The sequence below is a fragment of the Microbacterium sp. WCS2018Hpa-23 genome, from assembly GCF_031843845.1.
Classification (GTDB): domain Bacteria; phylum Actinomycetota; class Actinomycetes; order Actinomycetales; family Microbacteriaceae; genus Microbacterium.
The window spans coordinates 39,416-64,266 of the sequence record NZ_JAVTIZ010000001.1; the positions used below are offsets into that span (position 1 = coordinate 39,416).

The following is a 24,851-nucleotide window of genomic DNA, read 5'->3' on the forward strand; positions in this document are numbered from 1 at the left end:
CCGTCGGAGCGGCGAGCAGACAGGTTCCACGATAGGTCGGGCGCCCGGCGTTGCCAAGCTCCCGCTCCGGGCGGTCCCCCCTCACCCGCGGTCGGTGTCGGTGGCGCGGCTTAGACTCATAAGGCCATGACCGAAGCCCCCCTCATCGTCCCCGGATCCGTCGGCCCTCGCCCCGCAGGGGAGCAGGAGCAGGACGACCTCCTCGCCGGCCTCAACCCTCAGCAGCTCGAGGCTGTGACCTATCGCGGCCCCGCGCTGCTCATCGTCGCGGGAGCCGGGTCGGGCAAGACGAGCGTGCTCACCCGCCGCATCGCCTCGCTGCTTCGGGCGCGAGAGGCCTGGCCGAGCCAGATCCTCGCCATCACCTTCACCAACAAGGCTGCGGGCGAGATGCGCGAGCGCGTCGAGGCGATCATCGGCGACGCGGCCAGAGGCATGTGGATCTCGACCTTCCACTCCGCCTGCGTGCGCATCCTGCGGCGCGAGGCCCAGCAGTTCGGGTTCACGAAGTCGTTCACGATCTACGACTCCGGCGACTCGCGCGCGCTCCTCAAGCGCCTCGTCAAGGAGCACGAGGCGGATGCCTACGGTCTCACCCCCGCATCGGTGCAGTCCCGCATCTCGAAGCTCAAGAACGAGCTGTCGGATGCCGATGCCTATGCGCGCCAGGCGAACATGAGCGACCCCGCGGAGCGGATCTTCGTCGAGCTGTTCGCCGACTACCAGCGACAGCTGCAGAAGGCCAACGCGTTCGACTTCGACGACCTCATCGGGCAGACGGTCTATCTCTTCCGTGCGTTCCCGCAGGTCGCCGACACGTATCGCCGGCGCTTCCGCCACATCCTTGTCGACGAATACCAGGACACTAACCACGCCCAGTACGCGCTCATCCACGAGCTGACCAGGCCGGTGTCGGGCGACGCCCCCGATCCGTATGCCTCGAACGGCATGATGATCTTCGAACCCGAGACGACCCCCGAGCTCGCGGGCGCGTCGCTCACCGTGGTCGGCGACTCCGATCAGTCGATCTACGCCTTCCGCGGTGCCGACATCCGCAACATCAGCGAGTTCGAGCGGGACTTCCCCGGAGCCCGCGTCGTGCTCCTCGAGCAGAACTACCGTTCGACCCAGAACATCCTGTCGGCCGCGAACTCGGTGATCGGCAACAACTTCGACCGCAAAGACAAGAAGCTCTGGAGCGACAAGGGCGCCGGCGACATGATCGTCGGCTTCACCGGGTACTCGCAGCACGACGAGGCCCAGTTCGTCGCCGACGAGGTCGAGGCGTTGCGTCGTTCGGGCATGCCGTACTCCGAGATGGCCGTCTTCTATCGCACCAACTCGCAGTCCCGCGCGCTGGAGGAGATCTTCATCCGCTCGGCCGTGCCGTACAAGATCATGGGCGGCACCAAGTTCTACGATCGCGCCGAGATCAAGGATGCGCTCGCCTACCTCGTCGCTGTGGCTAACCCCGCAGACGAGATGGCTGTGCGGCGCATCCTCAACAAGCCGAAACGCGGTATCGGCGACGTCACCGAGACCACGATCGCGCGCTTCGCCGAGGAGCACGGCATCACGTTCCGTCAGGCGCTCTCGGTGCCAGACCAGCTCGGCTTCGGTCCGAAGATCCAGGCGGGGATCGCTCAGCTCGACGAGGTGCTCGCCGAGGCGACCGAGATCATGCTCCCCGCCTCCGGCGAGGTGCCCGCGCCGACCACGGTCGCCGACGGACTGAGCGTGCTGCTGTCCAAGAGCGGATACCTCGACGCACTGCGCGCGAGCCGTGACCCTCAGGACGAGGCCAGAGTCGAGAACCTCGACGAGTTCGTCGCCGTCGCGCGCGACTTCGCACGCAACAACCCCGACGGGACGATCGTCGACTTCCTCACCGAGGTCGCCCTCGTCTCGGACGCCGACGACCTCGACGACGAGTCGGGTTCGGTCTCGATGATGACGATGCACACGGCGAAGGGTCTCGAGTACGACGCCGTCTTCGTCACGGGTGTCGAAGAAGATCTCATCCCGCACCGCATCTCGGCCGGGGAGCCCGGCGGGCCGCAGGAGGAGCGGCGACTCTTCTACGTGGGCATCACGCGTGCGCGCAAGCGCCTGCATCTCTCTCTCGCGATGACCCGCGCGCAGTTCGGCGAGGTCTCGGTCGCGATGCCCAGTCGCTTCCTGCAGGAGATCCCCGCGGGGCTCATCGACTGGCGCCAGTCGCCGGGTGATGTGAACTCGCGCGGCGGAATGCAGTCGCGTGCGCTCAACGCACGTCGTGCCGGCGGCTTCGGCGGTTCGGGCTCGGGCTCCGGTTCGGGCGACCGTTTCGCGGTCAAGCAGCTGCCGGGTCGCGACTCGCTCAAGCCGCTGTCGACCGCGATGGACAAGTTCCCCAACCGGGTGACGGCGAAGATGCGCGACAACGGCGACCTCGAGTTGGCCGCGGGCGATCGCATCCGTCACTCCGACTTCGGCGAGGGACGGGTCGACGCGGTCACGGGTGAGGGCGCGAAGCGCATCGCGCATGTGCGCTTCGATTCGGCCGGACAGAAGAAGCTCCTGATCAAGGTCGCGCCGATCGAGAAGATCTGAGCGGTTCCGCGGGTTAGGCTGGCTGATATGGCCCTGTTCTCCCGCCGCAAGAAGTCCGCTGACGACGTCGTCGCCGACCAGATCGAGACCCAGACAGAGACCGACGAGTCTGCCGTCGACGCTCCCGAAGAGGCGGAAGCAGCCTCCGAGGTGACAGAGGCCGCCCCGACCATCGGGATCTCCGTGCAGGCATTCCGCGGCGTGGGAGCCCAGGCGGGCCCCGAGGTCGCGCTCCCCGACCCCGACGCGGCCCCCGCGTCTCCGGCAGCCACCACCACTCCGGCCCCGGCGGCACCGGCCGCCACTCCGGCTCCCGAAGCCGAACGCCGTCTTCCGCTGGCACCGGCACTGCCGCCCGAGCAGACGGAGACGGTCGCGGGCATGAAGGACAACGTCCTGCTCCGCGAATCACTCAAGCAGGTCGAGCAGGGGGCCACGAACGATCAGCTCCTCGGCGTTCTGCGCCAGGCCCTGCAGGGGCATCTGTACATCCGGGTGAACGGCGACGCACGTGCCCAGATCAGCGAGGGCAAGCCCCTGGCCGTCGCCGTGGTCCGTGACGGCGACCGTCAGTTCATGCTCGCGTTCAGCTCGGCCGCCGCCGTGCGTGACTCGGTGCAGCTCGAGAAGGACCCGACCGCGACGTCAGCCGTCGCCCAGCCGACGACCTCGGTGCTGCAGCAGGTCGTCTCGGGCGAGTTCGCCGGCCTGATCGTCGACAACGCCTCGGCTCCGCACCGCGTGGTGTTCCCGACCGAACTGCTGCAGAAGGCGCTCGAGCAGGCCGACGTCGACATGACTGTCAAGTCGATCGTCGCCGCTCCGCGCGAGCAGGACACCGCAGCCAAGCTCGGCGAGGCGCTCGCCACGAAGCGCATGTGGGTCGCCGTCAACGAGGGCAACCCCAACGGGCAGGTCGGCATCGCCGAGGCCCAGACTCCCGACGGCAAGCGGTTCCTGCAGCTGTTCTCGCACCCGCTCGAGGTGCTCGCTCTCGGCCGCGGCGACCGCCCGCTGCCGTTCGAGCCCGAGCAGCTCGCGAAGCTCCTGTCGAGTCACATCGACATGGCAGGTGTGGTCGTCGACCCGGCCGGACCCACCATGGTGGTCGAGCGCGACGCCCTGACGTCGGTGCTCATCCTGGCCGTCGACCTCGACGCCTGACGGTCTTCCGCGCGCCGCACGTGCGCCCTAGGGTCGGAGCATGGCCTCAGAACGCGTGACCCTGACCGTCGTCGATCCGGACGGTGAGCGCGAGGTCGTGCTCTCGAGTCCGAACAAGGTCGTGTGGCCGAAGGTCGGCATCACGAAGGCCGAGCTCGCGGAGTACTTCCAGCTCGTCGGCGCACCCTTCCTCGAGGCGAACGGCAACCGACCGGTCTCTCTCGAGAGGTTCCGCGACGGCATGGGCAGCGAGGGGTTCTTCTCGAAGAACCCGCCCAAGGGCACGCCCGACTACGTCGATGCGGTGACGGTCACGTACAACAGCGGCCGGCGGCATCCGCAGATCGTGCTGAACCGGCCGAGCGCGATCGTCTGGGCGGCGCAGATGAACACGATCGTGTTCCATCCGTGGGCGTCTCTCGCCTCCGACCCCGACAACCCCGTCGAGCTGCGGATCGACCTCGACCCTCAGCCTGGCACCGGGTTCGCCGACGCGATCCCGGCTGCGCACGCACTGCGGGAGGTGCTGCGGGAGGCGGGGCTGAACGCGTTCGTGAAGACGAGCGGTAACCGCGGACTGCATGTCTTCGCCCCGATCGAGCCCACTCACGAGTTCCTCGACGTCCGCCACGCGGTGATCGCGGCCGGGCGCGAGCTGGAGAGGAGGATGCCCGAGCAGGTCACGATGAACTGGTGGAAGGAGGAGCGCGGAGAGCGCATCTTCATCGACTTCAACCAGGCGAATCGCGATCGCACGATGGCCGGTGCCTACAGTCCCCGAGCACTCCCCGAGGCGACGGTGTCGACACCCGTGCACTGGGACGAACTCGACGGGCTCGACCCCCAGGCGTTCACGGTCCGCAGCATCCCGAAGCGCCTCGCGGAGGTCGGCGACCCGTGGGCAGGAATGCAGAGTACGCCCGGCCGCATCGACACCCTGCTCGAATGGTGGGAGCGCGACAAGCGGGCGGGGCTCGGCGAGCTGTCGTTCCCGCCCGAGTTCCCCAAGATGCCGGGCGAGCCCCCACGCGTGCAGCCCAGCAAGAAGGTCGCCGCGAACTGGGACGAGAACGGCGACCCGGTCGACGAGTGACCGTCAGCCGATGACGTCGGCGAGGTCGTAACCGGCGACGGTGTCGAGCTGGTCGTAGGTGCATGAGCGCGCGTCGCGGTCGGGGCGCCAGCGCTCGAACTGCACGGTGTGGCGGAATCGCGCTCCTTCGAGCTGGTCGTAACGCACCTCGAGCACGAGCTCGGGGCGCAGCCGCACGAATGACACGTCCTTCGAACCGCTGAAGCGCGAGCGTTCTCCCGCACCGGTCACGGCGTCGCCTGCGTCGTCGCGTTCGACGAGCGGCGCGAGCTCGTCGACGAGCTCCCTGCGCCGGACGTCGCTCCACGCCGCGACGCCGCCGACCTGGCGCAGCGTGCCGTCGGAGTCGTACAGGCCGACGAGCAGCGATCCGACGCCGGAGCCGGACTTGTGGATGCGGTAGCCGAGAGCGACGACGTCAGCGGTGCGCGCGTGCTTGATCTTGATGAGTGTGCGCTTGCCCGGGGCGTACGGCTGGTCGAGGGGCTTCGCGACGACCCCGTCGAGACCTGCTCCTTCGAACTCCGCGAGCCAGCGCACGGCAGCGTCGCGGTCGCGGGTCGTGCGGGTGATGTGCAGCGGATGCTCGACGTCGGCCATCAGCGACTCGAGGCGCTCGCGTCGCTCGGCGAACGGCGTGCTCAGCAGATCCTCGTCGCCGAGGGCGAGCAGGTCGAAGGCTACGAACATCGCCGGGGTCTCGTCGGCGAGCTTGGCCACGCGCGATGCCGCGGGGTGGATGCGCTGGCTCAGTGCCTCCCAGTCGAGCCGCTGTGCGCCGTCGGGGCCGGTGGCGACGACGATCTCGCCGTCGAGCAGGCACGGCCCGGGCAGCACCCGGGGGATGGCCTCGACGAGCTCGGGGAAATAACGGGTCAGGGGCTTCGCCCCGCGCGATCCGATCTCGACGGTGTCTCCGTCCCACGAGATCAGCCCGCGGAAGCCGTCCCATTTCGGCTCGAACAGCAGTCCGCCCGTCGTCTTCGCGGGGTCGGGCACGGAGGCTGCCGCCTTCGCCAGCATGGGGGAGGGGATCTCGTAGCGCATGGGTCCATCCTGGCGGTGGTGATGCTGCGGCAGAAGGGGTGTCGCTCGTGAACGCGATCAGCCGAACAGGTCGTCGAGGGTCACGCGGGTGCCTGCATCCTTCAGAGCGGTGCGGGCGGCGTGCCATCCGGCCATACCGTTCACACCGGGGCCGGGCGGTGTCGAGGCCGAGGCGAGGTACACGCCGCGCATCGGCGTGCGCCACGGTGCCGGGCCGAGCACCGGCCTGCGCAGCGCCTGCGGGATGGTGAACGCGCCGCCCAGGATGTCGCCGCCGATCTCCGACGGGTTGATCGCCTCGCGAGACGATGCGGGCACCGAGTGGTGCGCGAGGATCAGGTCGCGGAATCCGGGGGCGAAGCGCTCGACCTGACGGGTGATCAGTTCGGTGGCGTCGAGGTCGGAGTTCTGCGGCACGTGGATGTAGGCCCACAGCACGGCCTTGCCCTCCGGCGCCCTGGTCGGGTCGAAGACCGACGGCTGCACGGTGAGCGCATACGGCCGATCGCTGATCCGGCCACGCGCGACCGCGTTCTCGCTCTCCCAGACCTCGGCAGCGGTGCCACCGATGTGCACGGTCGGCGACTGCGCGACATCCGGGTTCGTCCAGGGGATGGGCCCGTCGAGCGCGAAATCGACCTTGGCGGCGGCCGGACCGTAGCGATACCCGCGGATGGCTCGCGCGTATCCGGTGGGGATGTCGGGGTGCGTGAGGGTCAGACGCGGCGACGTGTTCAGCAGCACCAGGTCGCCTCGGGCGGGGTCGCCCCAGTCGAGCTCGCTCAGGTCGGTGACGTGCACGCCTGACTCGACGGACCCGCCGTGCGACTCGATGTCGGCGACCATGCTGTCGGCGATGCGCTGGGCTCCGCCGCGCGGGTACATCCAGCCTCCGGCATGCGCCTGTGCGGCCAGCAGCAGGCCTGCCGCCGCTCCCGCGAGGGAAGGGAGTGGTGTGTTGGCGTGGGCGAGGACCCCCGCCATCAGCCCCGCGGCCTCGTCGGTGCGGAACGAGCGGCTGGCGAGCGGTGTGCCCTGGTCGAGCATCCGCAGTGCGAAGCGCAGCGCAGTGACCGGCTCGCGGGGGATCCGCAGCATCTGGTTGCCCGTGAAGTCGACGACTCCGTCGACGTGGGTGCTCAGCGGGCGCAGCAGCGAGAGCCACGCGCGCTCGTCGACTCCGAGGCCCGCGGCGGTCCGCTCGATGTCGCGCCAGGCGATGCCGGCGCGACGGTCGTCGAGAGGATGCGCGTACGAGATGTCGGGGGTGATCCACTCGATCCGCTCGGCGAGGCCGAAGGCCTGGAAGAACGACGACGACAGCGCAGCCGGATGCACGGCGGCGCAGACGTCGTGCCGGAAGCCCGAGAGCGTGGATTCGGCGGTGCGCACACCGCCGCCGATGGTGTCTGCGGCCTCGAGGACCTGCACCTCGTAGCCGGCGCGAGCGAGCGTCACGGCGGCAGCGAGGCCGTTCGGGCCGGAGCCGATGATCGTCGCGCGAGGCATTCGGCCAGTCTTTCATGCTCCGACGTGAGATCCTTGAAGAAATGAATGAAGTTCAGGGCCCGACCCCCACAGGCAACTCCCGTCCGTACCGAACCCTCGCGGAGGCACTCCGCGCGCACCGCATCGCCGAGGAGAACCACGAGTTCATCGCGGCGATCACGGATGCCGTCGGCATCTCCTCCTTCATCGACCGTGGCCGCTATATCGAGGCGATCCGCCGTGGTGAGGGCGCTGCGCTGCACATCGGCAAGACGTACACCAACGGCTTCACGGAAGATGAGGTCGTCGTCATCGGCTCGACGCCCCTGCGTCTGCAGCCGAGTGAAGGCCGCGCACCGTTCTTCTATGTGACGCACCCGAGCGAGTTCCGCCCGATCGCGCCGGTCAAGGCCAAGCGGTCGACGACTCCGCGCGTCGCCGCGGCGCCGAAGGCCCAGCGCGCCCCCAAGCTCATCGAGCGCGACTACGGCGTGTGCGACGTCTGCTTCATGGTCAAGACGCCCGCCGGCGGCTGCGGCTGCGACTGATCACGCACCGCGTGCCGACCTCGGGGCGTCAGGCGAAGGCGCTCATGCCGGTGATGTCGCGGCCAAGCAGCAGGGCCTGCACGCTCTCGGTCCCCTCGTAGGTGTGGATCGCCTCGATGTCGGCCATGTGCTGCATCACGCCGTTCTCGAGCAGGATGCCGTTGCCGCCGAGCAGGTCGCGGGCGACGGATGCCACGCGCCGCGCGGCACGCGTGTTGTGGAACTTCGCCAGCGATGCCTGTGTCGGACGGAGCTCGCCCGCGGTCTCGAGGTCGGCGAGGCGACGGCAGTAGAGCTGCATCGCGGTGAGGTCCTCGAGCATGTGGGTGAGTCGCTCCTGCACCATCTGGAACTTCGCCAGCGGCTTGCCGAACTGGATGCGCTCCTTCGAGTAGGCGAGGGCGGCCTCGTAGCAGGCGGTCGCGTGACCGAGCGCTGACCAGGCCACGCCCGAGCGGGTCGCGTAGAGCACGATCGACGCGTCCTTGAAGCTCTTCGTCCCCGGCAGCACGGCGTCCAGCGGAACGCGCACGTCATCGAAGACGATGTGAGCCTGGTGGATGGCGCGCAGCGACGCCTTGCCGCGGATCGGCGTCCCCGTGTATCCGGGTGTCTCCTGCTCGACGAGGAAGCAGCGCACGGCGCCGTGCTCTGCCGCGGTCTCATCGTCGACGCGGGCCCACACGAAGGTGATGCCGCCCGAGGCGCCGTTGCCGATCCACTTCTTCGCGCCGCGGATGACCCATTCGTCGCCGTCGCGCCTGGCAACCGTCTCGAGCGAGACGGAGTCCGACCCGTGGTCGGGCTCGGTGAGGGCGAACGAGCCGAAGACCGATCCGTCGGCGAGAGAGGTCAGCCACTTCTCCTGCTGCTCATCCGAGCCGAAGAGCGCGAGGGTGCGCAGCGCCAGACCGCCCTGCACGGCGAGCACGGTGCCGAGGGACCCGTCGCCGCGTGAGATCTCCATGTTCACGAGGCCGGCGGCGAGAGGCGAGAGTCGGGTGAGAGACGGATGCTCGATGCCGTCGACGACGAGATCCATCTCGCCCATGCGGCGGGCGGCGTCGAGAGGGTACTCGGCGCGGTCCCAGGCATCCGCCATCTGCGGCCCGACCTCGTCGATGTACTCCTTCGCGCGATCCCAGGCAGAGCGGTCGGCGTCGGGGATGTCGGCGAAGACGGCGTAGTAGTCGCTGTCCTGTCGTCCGGTGATGTCGTACGACGAGACGCGCTCGCCGGGGAAGGGGGAGGCTGCGGTGCTCATGGTGACTCCTTCGTGGCACCAAGTATCGTACTCCTCGATACTCGGTTCCACGAGTTCGGACGCGTCGAAACCCGTGCGGAGTCGGACGAGCTGCGCCTCAGTCCGGTTGCGAGTCTGTCCGGTGGCGACTCAGTCGAGTTGCGTGCGCAGACGCCGGGTGACCTCGGCGATCGGCATCGAACGGGGGAACACCGCGACGACGACGTCATCCGGCGCCTCGGCGACAGCTTCCGAGGGCACGCCGTATCGGCGGCGGACGTCGGCGAGAGCAGTCTGCAGCGTCGAGAGCGGCACCTTCTTCTTGCCGCGCAGCAGCTGGCGCAGAACGTGGTTGTGCACGGCGGTGACGAGGGCCGAGAACCCGACCGCGTCCAGGGGATCGATGCCGGGAAGCGAGCTGCGCAGATAGTCGTCGAACAGGCGCTCGTAGCGGAACACCGTGATGATCTCGCGCTCGCGGAGCACCGGCACCTGACGGACGATCTGATAGCGGCGACGCGCGAGCTCGGGGTCGTGAGCGAAGTGGGCGAAGACCGACTCGGATGCCGCGCACACCGCGCCCCAGGGGTCGTCATGTCCCTCGGCGAGGAATGACCGCAGCTGTTCGAGCAGCACCTCGTGGTCGGCGAAGACGACATCCTCCTTGCCGCCGAACTGGCGGAAGAACGTCGAACGCGAGACTCCCGCGGCCTTCGCGATCTGCTCGACGGAGGTCTGGTCGAAGCCCTGCGATGCGAAGAGCTCGAGTGCAGCGGCCACGACGCCGGTGCGCAGTTCTGCGGATTCGTGCATGGGACGAGCCTAGACCTCGGCTTCGAGCACCACAGCCGCTGCGTCTACGATGAGCGGGTATGCATCCAGGGGGGGGATGAATGATTATGGCGCTGCGTAGATGGACGGCTCGGGTTGCCGCCGTGGCGTGTGTGCTGGGAGTCGTGCTGGTGCCGAGTGCGGCGGCGGCGCAGGACTTCTCGGGCGGTGGGCCGCTCTGGTACCTGGATGCGATGAAGATCCAGGCGATCCACGACGCCGGGATCACGGGGGAGGGCGTGACGATCGCGGTGTTCGACGCCGGAGTGAACACGGAGATAGTCAATCTGGAGGGTGCCGACATCGAGGTGCGCCAGATCGAGCAGTGCCCTGACCCGGCGTCTGCGGATCCGACGGCATTCGCCGCGACACAACACGGTGCGTCCGTGACCTCCTTGATAGTGGGCAACGGAACATCTGACAGCGGTTCGGGGCCGGCAGGTATCGCCCCGGGAGCAAGGATCCTCTATTACGGCTCGCTGCAGGCGAGCTGCGATGGGGATGCGTTCCCGGCGGCCATCGCCGATGCTGTCGAACAGGGAGCAGACATCGTCTCGATGTCGGGTGGCTCCGCACGTCTCGATGACGAGCTCTCGCAGGGAGCCGCCGACAGTGTGGCAGACGCCCTGCGAGCGGGCGTCCTGGTCGTGGCCGGACTCCCCAATGCAGATTCGATTTGGGAGGGGGAACTCGGCGAGATCAACGGCGTGGTGAACGTGGCTTCGGTGGACTCCGCTGCGAACGCAGCCAAGAGGCAGGACGGATCCGAGATGACGAACGACGATGTCGATGTCGTTGCGCCCGGAGTGGATGTTGCAGGCGTCGGCTGGGACCGCACATGGGGCATGTCGGTGTGGTCAGGCAACTCCGCGGCGACCCCGATCGTCTCGGGGCTTCTCGCTCTCGGTAAGCAGAAGTGGCCCGACGCCACTGCATCGCAGCTCATTCAGTCGTTGATCCGTAACACGGGATCGAAGCCGCACGAACTGGAGTGGTCGAACAAGTTCGGCCACGGGATCGTCAACGCGACTCGCCTGGTGGAGGAGGATCCATCGCAGTATGCGGACGAGAACCCGCTGTTCACAGACGGCCAGTCGCCGACGTTCGACGAGGTCTATTCGACGCCGGAGCCGTCTGCGTCCGCGGCGCCGGAAGCGCAGGCCGGCGCCGGGCCAGGAGGTCTGCCGTGGGTGCTCGCAGGTGGTGGGGCCGTCGTGGTCGTCGTGGCGGTGACTCTCATCCTCGTCATCCGCAGAAGACGCGGAGGCCTTGCAGATGCAGAAAATCGGGAGAACACTTCGGTGCCGCCAACGAGTTCTGTGCACCGTCGATGACGTCGTCTATCATGGGTCGTCGGAGGGTGGGACGCGCTGGCGTCCCTGACGGAGGGGAAGATCATGGCAGCGCAGATCGGTGCTGACTTCGAGCAGATGCTCGAGAACATCCACACGCTCGTCAAGAGCATCGAAGCGGCCGGAGTGGGGTCGCGCGGTACGGAGATCGAAGGGCTACGGACGAACACGACGTCGACATACCTCCACTCTGCCTCAGCGTATACGGCGGGTCTGGAGCAGTTGATCACCGATCTCAGCATCGATGCCGCCGCTTTCCGCGACGCGCTCAAGGCGGTCGTCGATCAGAAGCGCGAGTCCGAGGAGAGCCTCTCGTCGACGATCTCGCAGATCGCGCAGGTGGTGGACGATCCGACGCTCGTCACGACGGCTCAGCTGGAGTCCGCGGGCACCTCTCCCAGCGCCACCGAGGACGGCGACAGCGACGCGGTCAGCTACTGATGTCGGGTCGTCGGTGGGGTGCCGCCGCCATCGCGATGGCCTTCGTCGTCGCGAGCGCAGCCGCCCCCGGAGCAGCCGCAGCACAGGGTCTCCCGGCCGGGGGGCTTCTCTGGTACGTCGATGCGATGAAGATCCCCGCGATCCATGACGCAGACATCACCGGCGACGGCGTGACAATCGCCGTCTTCGATGCGGGAGTGAACCTCGAGGTCGCGAACCTGCGAGACGCCGACATCGAGATACGACAGCTCGATCAGTGCCCCGATCCGACCGAAGAGGCCGCGACATCGTTCGAGGCACTGCAGCACGGCACCTCGGTGACTTCCCTGATCGTCGGAAACGGCACGTCCGACAGTGGCACCGGCCCGGTCGGAGTCGCCCCCAATGCGCGGATCCTTTACTACGGGGCGCTCCAGGATTCCTGCGACGGCAACGCCTTCCCGGCTGCGGTCGCCGACGCGATCGCTCAGGGGGCTGACATCGTCTCGATGTCCGGAGGATCCACGCGCCTGGCGGACGAACTCTCCCAGCCGTCCGCCGACGCCGTGGCCGACGCCTTGCGAGCGGGAGTGCTGGTCGTTGCCGGCTTGCCGAACGCCGACTCCGCGTGGGAGAACGAGCTCGGCAAGGTCAACGGCGTCGTGAACGTCGCTTCGGTGGACGCTGCGGCGCAGGCGGCCCCACGACGTGACGGCTCACCTATGACAAACGATGATGTCGACATCGTCGCTCCGGGGGTCGATATGGCGGGACTCGGGTGGGACGGGACCTGGGGGATGTCGCTGTGGTCGGGGAATTCTGCCGCCACCCCCATCGTCGCGGGACTACTGGCGCTCGCCAAGGAGAAGTGGCCGGACGCCACCGCTTCCCAGCTCCTGCAGTCGTTGATCCGGAACACGGGATCGACCCCGCATGAGCTCGAATGGACCAGCACCTTCGGCCACGGGATCGCGAATGCGACTCGGTTGGTGCAGGAGGACCCGTCCCAGTACCCCGACGAGAATCCCCTCTTCACCGACGGACAGTCGCCGACGTTCGATGAGGTTTACGCGTCGAACGAGACGCCGACGACCGCGGCTCCGGACGCTGAGGGGGGCGACGTATCTGCGGCCCTGCCCTGGTTCCTCGCCGGCGGCGCGACGGTCGTCGTCGCAGCCGTCGTGATCGTGATCATCATGAGAAGTCGTAAGAAGAGTGGAGGGTACGAACATGTATGACCCCAACGTGTGCACACCGACGATGTTCGAAGACGAGTTGCGCGCCCTGAAGAGCATGAGCGCGTTCTCCGACCCCGAACTCGACAACCGAGTGACGGCGGTCGTCGAACTCCTCAACGCGATCAAGGCGGTGCGCGAGATTCCGGGTTGGAGCGGTGATTCGGTGGGTAGCGCGAAGGGCCTCCTCGATCGTATGGAAGGCAACGCCAAACTGATCAAGAGTGAGCTCAACGCCATGCGTCTCCGCCTGAACAGGGCATCGGAGTCGGTGTCCGGCGCGGCGTCCATCGCTCTCAGCAATCTGCCGTCGGCATCCGCCGAGGGCTTCCTGGCCGACGCCGGTCGCAATCTGTCGGGGATCACCGACGGCTGGGGTGTCCTCGACACCGGTGACATGGTGGCTCAGGAGGAGGCGAGACTGGCGGCCGAACGTGAGACCGCGGCAATGAATGAGCTCGCGAACATCCGTCAGACTCTCGCGGGTCAGGCGACCACGCAGTTCGAGAACGATCCGAACCTGGTCAACGCCGACACGACATCCGTCCCGCTCCCCGTGATCGATGTCGAGGGCATCGACTCGCGCGTCCCTCCCGTCGGCAGCAACGGACCCTCCGGCGGTCCCGGCACGTCGCCGGGCGGAAGCGGCGTCGGCAGCGTGGCTCCGCCACAGGTCGGCACATGGGTTCCCGGTGGGGGCGGCGACGGCGGCTGGGTCAACGGTGGCAACGGCGGCTCGGGTGGCGGCAACACCGGCACCATCGGGGACAACGGCTGGGACAACGGTGACAACGGTGGTTCGGGCGGCAACGGCGGCTCCGACCCCAGCGTCGACTCGCCGAACGGCGGCACCCTGCCCGGATACCCCGGCGTCGGAATCGGTGGCGGCGGTGGCGGCGGAGGTCTGCTCGCCGGCGGATCCGGCGGTTCGGGCACGCTCGGCGCGGCGGTCGTGGGCGGCGCAGGCGCCGCGGCGCTCATGGGGGCACGCTCGGCGTCGCTCAATGGCGCGGGCGGCGCAGGTCTGTTCGGCGGTGGCGGAAGCGGTGCCGGCGCAGGTGCGGCGACGGCCGGACGCGGACTGCTCGGCATGGGCGGTGCGACCGGACCCGGCGGGCTCGGCGCAGCAGGCTCGGCATCCGGCTCGGCGACCGGCGCAGCCGGCGGAACAACGGCAGGTGCGGGTGGCCGCTCGATGGCGCCGGGCATGATGGGCGGAGCAGCCGGAGACGACGAGAAGCGCCGCGACCGCTCCGGTCTCGGTGGCCCGATCGCCCCCAAGCTCGAAGACGACGAGGAAGCCGGGCCCCGGTCGCGATCCGCCCAGGCGGGCAGCCGCGACACGCTCCGCTGACCCCGTCTCCATACCGATATGCGCTCCCGGCGGCCCTTGGGCCGCCGGGAGCGTTCAGTTCGAGGTAGTAGGCTGGGCGACTGGTCGATGTCTCGACATCGAGAGAATTACCAGACAGCAGCCCAGTGAAGGAACCACAGTGGATCTGTACGAGTACCAGGCACGAGACGTTTTCGAGAAGTACGGAGTGCCGGTCCTCGCCGGCATCGTCGCCGACACCCCTGAGGAGGTGAAGGCAGCCGCTGAGAAGATCGGCGGCGTCGTCGTCGTCAAGGCCCAGGTCAAGACCGGTGGTCGCGGCAAGGCCGGCGGCGTCAAGGTCGCGAAGACCCCCGAAGAGGCATACGAGGCCGCGAAGGCGATCCTCGGTCTCGACATCAAGGGCCACATCGTCAAGCGCGTCATGGTCGCGCAGGGTGCGCGCATCGCCGAGGAGTTCTACTTCTCCGTGCTGCTCGATCGCGCCAACCGTTCGTACCTGAGCCTCTGCTCGGTCGAGGGCGGCATGGAGATCGAAGAACTCGCGGTCGAGCGTCCCGAGGCGCTCGCGCGCGTCGAGGTCAACCCGCTGACGGGCATCGACAAGCAGAAGGCGGTCGAGATCGCTCGCGCCGCGAACTTCCCCGAAGACCTGATCGAGAAGGTCTCCGACGTCTTCGTCAAGCTCTTCGACGTCTACAAGGGCGAAGACGCGACTCTCGTCGAGGTCAACCCGCTGGTCCGCACCGAAGAGGGCGACATCATCGCCCTCGACGGCAAGGTCACGCTCGACGACAACGCCTCCGAGATCCGTCACCCCGAGCACGAGGCGCTCGAAGACAAGGACGCAGCCGACCCGCTCGAGGCCAAGGCCAAGAAGAGCGGCCTGAACTACGTCAAGCTCGACGGCGAGGTCGGAATCATCGGCAACGGTGCAGGACTCGTCATGTCGACGCTCGACGTCGTCGCCTACGCCGGTGAGAACCACAACGGCGTCAAGCCCGCCAACTTCCTCGACATCGGCGGCGGCGCTTCGGCTGAGGTCATGGCCGCAGGCCTCGACGTCATCCTCGGCGACCCGCAGGTCAAGAGCGTGTTCGTCAACGTCTTCGGCGGCATCACGGCGTGCGACGCCGTCGCCAACGGAATCAAGGGCGCTCTCGAGACCCTCGGCAGCGCGGCCTCCAAGCCGCTCGTCGTGCGCCTCGACGGCAACCGCGTCGACGAGGGCCGCGCGATCCTCGCCGAGTACGCGCACCCGCTCGTCACACTCGCCAGCACCATGGACGAGGGCGCCGACAAGGCCGCCGAGCTCGCAAACGCCTGAGACACAAGGACTAGAGAAATGTCGATCTACCTCAACAAGGACTCCAAGGTCATCGTCCAGGGCATCACCGGCGGCGAGGGCACCAAGCACACGGCACTCATGCTGAAGGCCGGCACCCAGGTCGTCGGTGGCGTGAATGCCCGCAAGGCCGGCACCACGGTCTCGCACACGGATAAGGACGGCAACGCCGTCGAGCTCCCCGTCTTCGCCTCGGTCGCCGAGGCCATGAAGGAGACCGGCGCAGACGTGTCGATCGCCTTCGTGCCTGGTGCGTTCACGAAGGATGCGATGATCGAGGCCATCGACGCCGAGATCCCGCTGCTCGTCGTCATCACCGAGGGCGTCCCCGTGGGCGACTCGGCCGAGGCGTGGGCCTACGCGCAGAGCAAGGGCAACACGACCCGCATCATCGGACCGAACTGCCCCGGCATCATCACCCCCGGTGAGGCGCTCGTCGGCATCACGCCGGCGAACATCACCGGCAAGGGACCGATCGGCCTCGTGTCGAAGTCGGGCACCCTGACGTACCAGATGATGTTCGAGCTGCGCGACCTGGGCTTCTCGACCGCCATCGGCATCGGCGGCGACCCCGTCATCGGCACGACGCACATCGACGCGCTCGCCGCGTTCGAGGCCGACCCCGAGACCAAGGCGATCGTGATGATCGGTGAGATCGGCGGCGACGCCGAAGAGCGCGCAGCCGACTACATCAAGGCGCACGTCACCAAGCCGGTCGTTGGCTACGTCGCGGGCTTCACGGCCCCCGAGGGTAAGACCATGGGTCACGCCGGTGCGATCGTCTCCGGCTCGGCCGGTACCGCTCAGGCGAAGAAGGAGGCCCTCGAGGCCGCCGGCGTCAAGGTCGGCAAGACGCCGTCCGAGACCGCTGCTCTGATGCGTGAGATCGTCGAGTCGCTCTAAGCGCTATGATTGAAGAGAAGGCCCTGGACTCCACTCCGGGGCCTTCTTTAGTACCCGGGCGGGAATGATTTGATCCAGACGATGGACGATCTGCTACCGTCGATCACGTGGCGGGGACAATCGAGGTCGACTTCGACGGTATTCAGCTTGCGATCGACGGCCTCATCACAGACCTCTCCGATCTGAATCTCTCGCTCCAGACCTTCGACACCGAGTCGCAGTATCTGCTTCAGCTGTGGGAGGGCGACGCCGCCGAGGCGTTCCGGATCGCTCAGCAGTCGTGGGCAGAAGACGGCGAGGTGCGTCGAGAGGAGCTCGAACGGATGATCGCCGCCCTGGGAGACGTCCTCGAGATCTACACATCCACGGAGCAGCGGCTCCGAGACCTCTGCGGTGTGGAATGACCGACTTCGGAGCAGACGATACGGCGACTGCGAGTGAGAGGCTCGCGGCGATGCAACGGCGCTACCGCGAATCCGTCGCGGAGTATCGCAGCACCATGGCCGACATCGAGAGCCAGGTGATCAAGGGCCTCGCGCAGATGGCGACGGTGAAGGTCGAGATCGCCTCAGCCGACGACAAGCGGATCGCCGCGATCCGTATCGGAACCGGTCTCGCAGCTCCCGGCCGATACGAGCTTGCCGCAGCGCTCACACGCGCGATTCAGGATGCCATCGTTCGCGTGCCTCGGATGAAGGCGCCAGACGACACCGAGACGATGGTCGATGCCTTCCGCGTCGGACGATCCCTCGCCGAGATCGCCCAGGACTTCCGCCTCGCGGAGCGTCTCGACGAGGTCCGCAGCTACGCGGGCTCGGACGTCTCGGTGAGCATGCGGCTCGGCTGTCTCGACGCGATCCACTTCGACGAGTCCTGGTACCGATCCGCTGCACTCGGCGACATCGAGACCGCGGTCGTGACACGGGTGAACGCCGCATTCGACTGGGAGGACAGCAATGGGTGATGGGTTCGCGGTGAGGGTCGAGGCCCTGCACGCCGATGCCGCCGTGTGGTCCGAATGGTCGTCGCGGATGGACTCGCGAGACGACGCGCTCACATCAGAGCTCGATATCTGGGCGTTCTCCAGCCAGCCGGGATTTGCAGAAGTCCGTGCCGCCTACGTCGCGAAGTTGGGGCACCTCCGACAAGAACTGGCGGCCGGCGCTCGGGCATTGACCGCGATCTCCGAACGGCTCTCACACATCGCCGGGGAGTACAGCGAGGCCGAGAACCGCAGTGAAGCGGCTGTGGCGAGAGCAGGTTCGTGATGCATCCCGAACTGATCGGCCGGGAGATCCTACGAGCCATCGATGGTGCCATGGGCGAGATCGACACTCTCTTCCGAACCGCGCCGGCCGCTCTGAGGGCGGCCGCCGACAGTCTCACGTATCTCGGGCTTCCTTACCCCGACTGGGCGAAGGACGCCGCCTACGAGGCGGCTCTCGCCACCGTGATGCTCCAACTGACCGTCGCTCGCGAGGCCTTGGACTTCCTGCGAGACGAAGTCGCGAAGTGGGGAATGCCCACTCAGCTTCGGAGCGAGGCCTTCCGCCTGGAGACCCAGGTCCGCACCCTCTTCGCCGGCCTCGCGGACGACAGCGATCTCGCCTCGATGGAGGCACTGCAGGACGCCGCTTGGGACTCGCCCATCGTCGACATGTATTCGCAGGCGTTCCAGGAGCAGCGAGATCAGATAGTGCAGATGATCCCGGTGGTCGATGCGCTGATGCGGACGCTTCGCGACAGCGCGGCATCCCAGGACTCCTGGTACCAGGAGAATCTCCTGGCAGGCGTCGGATTCGGCGTCTCTACTGCGGGCGTCGTCGCCTTGATCGTGACGGGTGTGTCGGGCATCGGCGCGATCGTCGGCGCCGTGATCACGCTCATCGGTTGGATACTCTCGGCGATCGGGCAGATGCTGACGCATCCGGCTTCCCAAGGGCGTGCCGACACGCTCATCGCCGTGCTCCGCGATGCTCACATCCCCGAATGGCCGAACTCCAGATTCGCGTGGTGACATGATGCGGGATACGACCCTGATCGACGCCGGATGGTACACGATCTCTCAGCACCCGGCGATCCTGCGGTGGTGGGATGGCCGGGTATGGACCGTCGAGCTCATCGTCGGCGCGTCGAAGGCCGCCCAGGGGACACGTATTTCGGCACCGAAGATGCTGAGTCGTGAGCGCATGGTCGCGACTTTCGTCTGGGTCATGGCGGGTCTGTGGCTCGCCCTCGCCGTGTTCGGAATCGTTGGAGGGGGGCGGGGGTTGCTCTGGGCGCTCGCGCCGGTGCCGTTCGTCATCGCCGCGGTGATCCTGGAGAACCGACTCCGGTCGCACCGACGACTTCTCGCCTCCGATGCCCCACCACCGTTCGGACTCCTGCCCGTCGGTGGTTGACCGACGGCAGAGCACTGAGGAATGATCCTCGGACTGGCAACACACTTCACAGGAGGCGCGATGTCCGCATCACCGATGCCCAGTGATTCGAACCCGAACCCGAACCCGAGCACCGCGTCGGCACCGGCAGGGTGGTATCCGACGGGCTCTCCCGGGCTCTCTCGATGGTGGGACGGCGCCCGGTGGACGGATCACATGGCTCGACCGTCCGGGGTGTTCGATGCGGGGTCCTATCGGCGGATGCTGGTGACGATGATGATCGTCTGGCCCGCGCTGGCGCTCATCTACATGGTCGTCTTCGTCGCCTTCGGCGTCATGTGGGGATGGAACATAGTCCTTCTCACATCGATGGGCCTGCCTGCGATCGCATTCGCGATCGGGGCGGTCGTCGTAGTGGTCCTCGTGCGACGTCGGCTTCTCGAGGTCCCGCTCGCATCTGCGCTCACGCCACGCTGATTCTCTGAGCGTTCCTGCACACGACAGGGCGCCACTGTTCCCGCACATGACGGAGGGGCGGATGCAGTTCGCATCCGCCCCTCCGATGTTCTCTCGTCGCTCAGGCGACGCCGAACAGCGCTTCGATCGGCCCGCGGGCGAAGAAGATCACGAAGCCGGCTGCGACGATCCACAGCAGCGGGCTGATCTTGCGGGCCTTGCCGGAGAGCGCCTGGATGAGCACCCAGCTGACGAAGCCGGCGCCGATTCCGTTGGCGATCGAGTAGGTCAGCGGCATCACGGTCACGGTCAGGAACACGGGCAGCAGTACATCGAACTCGGTGAGATCGATGTACTTGATCTGCGCCATCATCATCGCGCCGACGATCACGAGCGCGGCGGCCGCGATCTCAGTCGGGACGATCGAGGTGAGTGGCGTGAGGAACATCGCGAGCAGGAACATGCCACCCGTGATCAGGTTGGCGAAACCGGTGCGCGCACCCTCTCCGATGCCCGCTCCGGACTCGATGAACACGGTGCTCGACGACGACGACGTGCCACCACCCACGATCGCGCCGAGACCTTCGACGACCAGCGCCGACTTGATGCGCGGGAAGTCGCCGTTCTCGTTGGCGAGATCGGCTTCCTTGGCGAGGCCGGTCATCGTGCCCATGGCGTCGAAGAAGTTCGAGAAGACGAGGGTGAAGACGATCATCACGATCGCGACGAGGCTGACCTTGCTGAAGTCGAAGCTGAAGTCGACTGCGCCCACCAGACTCAGGTCGGGCAGGCCGAACGGCGAGCCGGTGAGCGTGGGAACCGTGAGGCCCCAGCCGCCTGCGTTGTCGTCGGCTGCGGCGCCCAGATGCCAGATCGCCTCTACGATCACCGCGAGGACCGTGCCTGAGACGAGGCCGATGAGCAGCCCGCCCTTGACCTTGCGCGCGACGAGGACGCCGGTGACGATGAGCGTGACGATGAACAGCACAGTGGGGACGGTCGCGACCGATCCGCCGACGCCGAGGCCCACGGGTGGGGACGCGCTGCCGGTCGCGGTGACGAAGCCGGAGTTCACGAAGCCGATGAAGGCGATGAACAGGCCGATGCCGACCGTGATCGCGATCTTCAACTGGAACGGGACGGCGTCGAAGATCATCTTCCGCAGGCCCGTCGCCGCGAGAAGCACGATGACGAGACCGTTGATCATCACCAGCGCCATCGCCTCGGGCCAGGTGACCTGACCGACGACCGAGAACGCCACGAAGGCGTTGATGCCGAGGCCGGCGGCGAAGCCGAACGGCAGGCGGGTGATGAGGCCGAACAGGATCGTCATGATGCCGGCGGTCAACGCGGTGGCGGCGCCGACGGCGCTGAAGTCGAGCGTGTTGCCTGCGACATCGGCGGAACCGGACAGGATGATCGGGTTGAGGATCACGATGTAGGCCATCGTGACGAAGGTCACCAGACCCCCTCGGATCTCGGTGCCGATCGTGGATCCGCGCTTGCTGATCTCGAAGAAGCGGTCCAGGGCGTTCGTGGGTTCGGCCTTGGACGGGGTGGGGGATGGGGCAGTTGTCATCGGGAAACCTCCGCTGGAGACGATATCGTGTCGCCCGAGTCGCGCGCGCCCCCAGGCGACGACAGGGTTCTCGTCGTAGTCTCGATTCGATATGCAACGCCTCCTCGTCGCGCTCCTCGCCGCCTTCGATGCCGCAATCGCCGCGGCGGTCGGTCTCGTGGTTCTGCTGGCGCCGCTCACTCTGCTCTGGACGCTCGCGTTCGGCGTCACGGCCGATTGGGGCGCACTCTGGCCGCTCACCGGGACGCTGTGGCAGTTCGGCCACGGCGTGCCCCTGGACATCGACGTCACAGCCGACGTTCTGCGTGCGACGGGCATCGCTCCGGACGCCGCCGCTTTCACGCTCTCGGTCACCCCGCTCGCCTTCCTGGTATTCACTCTGCTGTTCGCGGCACGGTCAGGGGCGCGTGCGGCGCGCGCGGGCGCGTGGCTCCTCGGCGCACTCTCGGGTGCGCTGACCTTCGGCATCATCGCGACCGGCGTGGCGCTGACCTCGACCCTCTCGGCGGCCCAGACCGCCCTGGTGCCGGCGATCCTCCTGCCGACCGCCGTCTACCTCGTGGGCGCGATCTGCGGTGCCGTGCGCATCGCGTGGGAGGACGGCGACGGCGGGTTCCTCGACCGGGTGCATGACGTGGTCGACTCCTGGGGCGACTGGGGCCCTGTGCCGAGCGCTGCGGTGCGCGGAGCGGCCTTCGCCCTCGTCGGAGTGACCGCCGTCTCCGCTCTCGCGGTGGCCCTCATGACGCTCACCCGCGGCGGCGAGGTCGTCGCGCTGTTCCAGGCCGCGCGTGTCGACGCCCTCGGAGCGGGAGTCATCACGCTCGGACACCTCGCGTATCTGCCGACGATCATCGTCTGGGCGGCATCCTGGCTCGCCGGGCCGGGGTTCGCGGTGGGTGTCGGCACCGCCGTGTCTCCCGCCGGCACGCAGCTCGGGGTCGTGCCGGGCATCCCGGTGCTCGGGCTGCTGCCCGAGAGCACCTCGATGTGGATGCTGATCGTGATCCTCCTCCCGATCGGCGCCGGAGCCTTCGCCGGATGGGCCGTGCGGTCCCGCCTCGTGTGGGAGGGCACCCCTCTCGGCACCGGACCGCGGGCGGCGATCGCCGGCGGCATCGGGGTGCTGACGGCCGTGGTCGCCGCGCTGGCGGCCCTGCTGGCGGGTGGATCGATGGGACCGGGGCGGCTCGCCGAAGCAGGACCCGCCGTGCTGCCGTTCGCTCTCGCGCTGGGCGGTGAGGTGCTGCTCGGTGCGGCGATCCTGTTGCTCTCGCCGCGACACCGCGACGAGCTCGCCGAAGAGCGCACCGATCGATGGGTCGCCGAGATGACCGCATCCGACCTCGCCATCGACGACTCGACGGAGCGTATGCCCGCCGCGACGACGTGGCCGGGGGCTCCCTCCGCATTCGACACCGCACCGCTCGGCGACGACGGCGGCTTCCGGCTGCCGAAGCGCGACCCCGACGATCCGCTGCGCTGACACACGGGTCGGGGCGTCACCTCGGCCCCGGTAGACTGGGCGCGTGCTCACGGTCGCCGTTCTCATCTCGGGCACCGGCTCGAACCTTCGCGCCCTCCTCGAGGCCGCTCGTCACCCCGATTTTCCTGCGCGGGTGGTGGTCGTCGGTGCCGATCGCGAAGCCGACGGACTCGCTCACGCTGAGGAGTTCGGCATCCCGAGCTTCACGGTTCCGTGGCACGAGCACGAGTCGCGCGACGCGTGGGGCGAGGAGCTCGGACGTCAGCTCGCCGTCTGGGACGCCGACCTCGTCGTGCTCAGCGGTCTGATGCGACTGCTGCCGGCATCACTGGTCGCGAGCCTCGCGCCGCGCCTGATCAACACGCATCCCGCGTACCTGCCGGAGTTCCCCGGAGCTCACGGCGTGCGCGACGCGCTCGCCGCAGGCGTCTCCGAGACGGGCGCGAGCGTGATCGTCGTCGACGACGGCGTCGACACCGGCCCGATCCTGGCGCAGGAGCGGGTGCCGGTGCTCGACGGCGACACCGAGCACACCCTGCACGAGCGCATCAAGCCCGTCGAACGCCGACTGCTCATCGACGTGGTGCGTCGCATCGCGACCGGCGAGCTCTCGCTGTCGTCCGCACCCTGAACCGAACCACGCACGCCACCCTCGCACGAAGGAGCCCATCATGGCCGGCCCCCGCCACGACCACTCGCTGTACCGCGATCGCGACACCGTCCCGGTGCGCCGCGCACTCGTCTCGGTCAGCGACAAGACCGATCTGCTCGTGCTCGCAAAGTCCCTGTCGGAGGCGGGCGTGCAGATCGTCTCGACCGGTTCGACCGCGTCGACCATCCGCGAGGCCGGGTTCGAGGTGACCGACGTCGCCGCCGTCACCGGCGTCGCCGAGATGCTCGACGGCCGGGTGAAGACGCTGCACCCGAAGATCCACGGCGGTCTGCTCGCCGACCTGCGTCTCGAGGATCACGAGCGCCAGCTCGCCGACCTCGACATCGCTCCGTTCGAGCTCGTCGTCGTGAACCTCTACCCGTTCGTCGAGACGGTCGCCTCGGGTGCCGAGGGTGACGACGTCGTCGAGCAGATCGACATCGGCGGCCCTGCCATGGTGCGTGCCGCGGCGAAGAACCACGCGAACGTCGCGATCGTCGTCTCGCCGCAGTCGTACGGCGGCATCATCAGCGCCATCGAGAACGGCGGCACCACGCTGACGCAGCGCCGCGAGCTCGCAGCGCGCGCGTTCGCGCACACGGCCGCGTACGACACCGCGGTGGCCTCCTGGTTCGCGGAGGGCACGCTCGGTGAGGGGGAGGACCTGCCCACCCACCTGACGATCCAGGCCGAGCTTCTCAACACGCTGCGCTACGGCGAGAACTCGCACCAGCGCGGCGCGATCTACACCCGTGTCGGCGGCCATGGCATCGCTCAGGCGACGCAGCTGCAGGGCAAGGAGATGTCGTACAACAACTACGTCGATGCGGATGCCGCGCTGCGCGCCGCCTACGACATGGTCAAGCCCGCCGTCGCGATCATCAAGCACGCGAACCCCTGCGGCATCGCCACCACCGCGCCCAACGCCCTCGACCCGATCGCGAGCGCCCACATCCGTGCGCACGAGTGCGACCCCGTGTCGGCGTACGGCGGCGTGATCGCCGCGAACGGCACCGTGACGCTCAAGATGGCCGAGAACCTCAAGGACATCTTCACCGAGGTGATCGTCGCGCCGTCGTTCGAGCCGGCAGCCCTCGAGGTCTTCAAGGCGAAGAAGAACCTGCGTCTGCTGCAGCTGCCCGAGGACTGGCAGCAGGAGCGCATGGACGTGCGCCTGGTCTCCGGCGGCCTGCTGCTGCAGGATGCCGACCGGTTCCCCGACGACATCGTCTCGGTCGCGAAGAACTGGGAGCTCGTCTCGGGCGAGCGTCCGACCGACGAGGAGATGGAGAACCTCATCTTCGCGTGGAAGGCCTGCCGTGCCGTGAAGTCGAACGCGATCGTCCTCGCGAAGGACAACGCCACGGTCGGCGTCGGCATGGGCCAGGTCAACCGCGTCGACTCGTGCCGCCTCGCGGTCGAGCGTGCCGGTGACCGTGCGGCCGGCTCCGTCGCGGCATCCGACGCGTTCTTCCCGTTCGCCGACGGCGCCCAGGTGCTGATCGATGCGGGCGTCACGGCCATCGTGCAGCCCGGCGGATCGGTGCGCGATGAAGAGGTCGTGGACGCTGCGCGCAAGGCCGGCGTCACGATGTTCTTCACCGGAGAGCGTCACTTCTTCCACTGAGTCGCGCTCCATCCTGAGCCCGATGACCGACGAGGCCCCCTTCTGCTGTGCTCAGCGGGAGGGGGCCTCGTCATTC

Annotated in this window: 24 protein-coding genes; 19 read left to right on the plus strand and 5 right to left on the minus strand. The window is 68.0% G+C overall.

The annotated features are described in order from the left end of the window. Positions 1–126 precede the first annotated feature (126 nt). The 3 genes from RQG77_RS00190 to ligD are packed head-to-tail and all read left to right on the plus strand — an operon-like array spanning position 127 to position 4,849. Positions 127–2,592: a UvrD-helicase domain-containing protein gene (locus RQG77_RS00190; protein WP_311242890.1), complete on the plus strand. Its 2,466-nt coding sequence runs from the start codon at positions 127–129 to the stop codon at positions 2,590–2,592. Positions 2,593–2,619: 27 nt separating this feature from the next. After that, positions 2,620–3,756 carry an SseB family protein gene (locus RQG77_RS00195; RefSeq protein WP_311242891.1) on the plus strand — a complete coding sequence of 379 codons (1,137 nt, stop codon included), beginning with the start codon at positions 2,620–2,622 and terminating at the stop codon, positions 3,754–3,756. A gap of 40 nt (positions 3,757–3,796) precedes the next feature. Further along, positions 3,797–4,849 (plus strand): non-homologous end-joining DNA ligase, encoded by a 1,053-nt coding sequence (ligD, locus tag RQG77_RS00200; RefSeq protein ID WP_311242892.1) that lies wholly within the window; start codon positions 3,797–3,799, stop codon positions 4,847–4,849. A 3-nt stretch (positions 4,850–4,852) separates the two neighbouring features. Here ligD and RQG77_RS00205 read toward each other — a convergent pair whose 3' ends face one another. Next, a complete protein-coding gene (locus tag RQG77_RS00205; protein WP_311242893.1) occupies positions 4,853–5,896 on the minus strand; it encodes an ATP-dependent DNA ligase in 1,044 nt (347 codons plus the stop codon). A gap of 57 nt (positions 5,897–5,953) precedes the next feature. Beyond that, complete coding sequence (locus RQG77_RS00210) at positions 5,954–7,405, minus strand: NAD(P)/FAD-dependent oxidoreductase (RefSeq protein WP_311242894.1); 1,452 nt, start codon at positions 7,403–7,405, stop codon at positions 5,954–5,956. A 41-nt stretch (positions 7,406–7,446) separates the two neighbouring features. Between RQG77_RS00210 and RQG77_RS00215 the strand changes: the two genes are divergently transcribed. Further along, complete coding sequence (locus tag RQG77_RS00215; RefSeq protein WP_311242895.1) at positions 7,447–7,932, plus strand: hypothetical protein; 486 nt, start codon at positions 7,447–7,449, stop codon at positions 7,930–7,932. Positions 7,933–7,960: 28 nt separating this feature from the next. On the opposite strand, the gene RQG77_RS00220 is transcribed toward RQG77_RS00215, so the two are convergent. Together RQG77_RS00220 and RQG77_RS00225 are read right to left on the minus strand one after the other, a co-directional pair. Then, positions 7,961–9,196, minus strand: a complete 1,236-nt coding sequence (locus RQG77_RS00220) for an acyl-CoA dehydrogenase family protein (protein WP_311242896.1) — start codon at positions 9,194–9,196, stop codon at positions 7,961–7,963. Between the two features lie 129 nt (positions 9,197–9,325). Then, entirely contained in the window at positions 9,326–9,988 is a 663-nt protein-coding gene (locus RQG77_RS00225) for a TetR/AcrR family transcriptional regulator (protein WP_056508423.1), read from the minus strand. Between the two features lie 86 nt (positions 9,989–10,074). Between RQG77_RS00225 and RQG77_RS00230 the strand changes: the two genes are divergently transcribed. The 12 genes from RQG77_RS00230 to RQG77_RS00285 all read left to right on the plus strand — a co-directional run bounded on the left by RQG77_RS00230 (position 10,075) and on the right by RQG77_RS00285 (position 19,452). Then, positions 10,075–11,340, plus strand: coding sequence for a S8/S53 family peptidase (locus RQG77_RS00230; RefSeq protein WP_311242897.1), 1,266 nt, complete (start codon positions 10,075–10,077; stop codon positions 11,338–11,340). A gap of 63 nt (positions 11,341–11,403) precedes the next feature. After that, positions 11,404–11,799 (plus strand): hypothetical protein, encoded by a 396-nt coding sequence (locus RQG77_RS00235; RefSeq protein WP_311242898.1) that lies wholly within the window; start codon positions 11,404–11,406, stop codon positions 11,797–11,799. Beyond that, on the plus strand, positions 11,799–13,016 hold the full coding sequence (locus RQG77_RS00240; protein WP_311242899.1) for a S8/S53 family peptidase: 1,218 nt from the start codon (positions 11,799–11,801) through the stop codon (positions 13,014–13,016). Before RQG77_RS00235 ends, RQG77_RS00240 begins: the two co-directional genes overlap by 1 nt. Further along, complete coding sequence (locus tag RQG77_RS00245; RefSeq protein ID WP_311242900.1) at positions 13,009–14,367, plus strand: hypothetical protein; 1,359 nt, start codon at positions 13,009–13,011, stop codon at positions 14,365–14,367. Before RQG77_RS00240 ends, RQG77_RS00245 begins: the two co-directional genes overlap by 8 nt. A gap of 139 nt (positions 14,368–14,506) precedes the next feature. Then, positions 14,507–15,673: an ADP-forming succinate--CoA ligase subunit beta gene (sucC, locus tag RQG77_RS00250; protein WP_056309122.1), complete on the plus strand. Its 1,167-nt coding sequence runs from the start codon at positions 14,507–14,509 to the stop codon at positions 15,671–15,673. An 18-nt stretch (positions 15,674–15,691) separates the two neighbouring features. Further along, positions 15,692–16,594 (plus strand): succinate--CoA ligase subunit alpha, encoded by a 903-nt coding sequence (sucD, locus tag RQG77_RS00255; RefSeq protein ID WP_056309120.1) that lies wholly within the window; start codon positions 15,692–15,694, stop codon positions 16,592–16,594. Positions 16,595–16,701: 107 nt separating this feature from the next. Continuing rightward, on the plus strand, positions 16,702–16,998 hold the full coding sequence (locus tag RQG77_RS00260; protein ID WP_311242901.1) for a WXG100 family type VII secretion target: 297 nt from the start codon (positions 16,702–16,704) through the stop codon (positions 16,996–16,998). Positions 16,999–17,048: 50 nt separating this feature from the next. After that, positions 17,049–17,558 carry a hypothetical protein gene (locus RQG77_RS00265; RefSeq protein ID WP_311242902.1) on the plus strand — a complete coding sequence of 170 codons (510 nt, stop codon included), beginning with the start codon at positions 17,049–17,051 and terminating at the stop codon, positions 17,556–17,558. After that, positions 17,551–17,862, plus strand: coding sequence for a hypothetical protein (locus tag RQG77_RS00270; RefSeq protein ID WP_311242903.1), 312 nt, complete (start codon positions 17,551–17,553; stop codon positions 17,860–17,862). Before RQG77_RS00265 ends, RQG77_RS00270 begins: the two co-directional genes overlap by 8 nt. Further along, a complete protein-coding gene (locus tag RQG77_RS00275; protein ID WP_311242904.1) occupies positions 17,862–18,611 on the plus strand; it encodes a hypothetical protein in 750 nt (249 codons plus the stop codon). The genes RQG77_RS00270 and RQG77_RS00275 overlap by 1 nt, the downstream gene beginning before the upstream one ends. Before the next feature lies 1 nt (position 18,612). Beyond that, a complete protein-coding gene (locus RQG77_RS00280) occupies positions 18,613–18,996 on the plus strand; it encodes a DUF2510 domain-containing protein (protein ID WP_311242905.1) in 384 nt (127 codons plus the stop codon). A gap of 60 nt (positions 18,997–19,056) precedes the next feature. After that, on the plus strand, positions 19,057–19,452 hold the full coding sequence (locus tag RQG77_RS00285) for a DUF2510 domain-containing protein (RefSeq protein ID WP_311242906.1): 396 nt from the start codon (positions 19,057–19,059) through the stop codon (positions 19,450–19,452). A 100-nt stretch (positions 19,453–19,552) separates the two neighbouring features. Here RQG77_RS00285 and RQG77_RS00290 read toward each other — a convergent pair whose 3' ends face one another. Further along, on the minus strand, positions 19,553–21,010 hold the full coding sequence (locus RQG77_RS00290; RefSeq protein WP_311242907.1) for an NCS2 family permease: 1,458 nt from the start codon (positions 21,008–21,010) through the stop codon (positions 19,553–19,555). Between the two features lie 91 nt (positions 21,011–21,101). Between RQG77_RS00290 and RQG77_RS00295 the strand changes: the two genes are divergently transcribed. Genes RQG77_RS00295 through purH form a run of 3 tightly spaced genes read left to right on the plus strand, consistent with a single transcriptional unit; the run spans position 21,102 to position 24,775 of the window. After that, a complete protein-coding gene (locus tag RQG77_RS00295) occupies positions 21,102–22,496 on the plus strand; it encodes a DUF6350 family protein (RefSeq protein WP_311242908.1) in 1,395 nt (464 codons plus the stop codon). Between the two features lie 43 nt (positions 22,497–22,539). Next, positions 22,540–23,127 carry a phosphoribosylglycinamide formyltransferase gene (gene purN, locus RQG77_RS00300; protein ID WP_311242909.1) on the plus strand — a complete coding sequence of 196 codons (588 nt, stop codon included), beginning with the start codon at positions 22,540–22,542 and terminating at the stop codon, positions 23,125–23,127. A 40-nt stretch (positions 23,128–23,167) separates the two neighbouring features. Further along, complete coding sequence (gene purH / locus RQG77_RS00305; protein WP_311242910.1) at positions 23,168–24,775, plus strand: bifunctional phosphoribosylaminoimidazolecarboxamide formyltransferase/IMP cyclohydrolase; 1,608 nt, start codon at positions 23,168–23,170, stop codon at positions 24,773–24,775. The last annotated feature ends 76 nt before the right edge of the window (positions 24,776–24,851 follow it).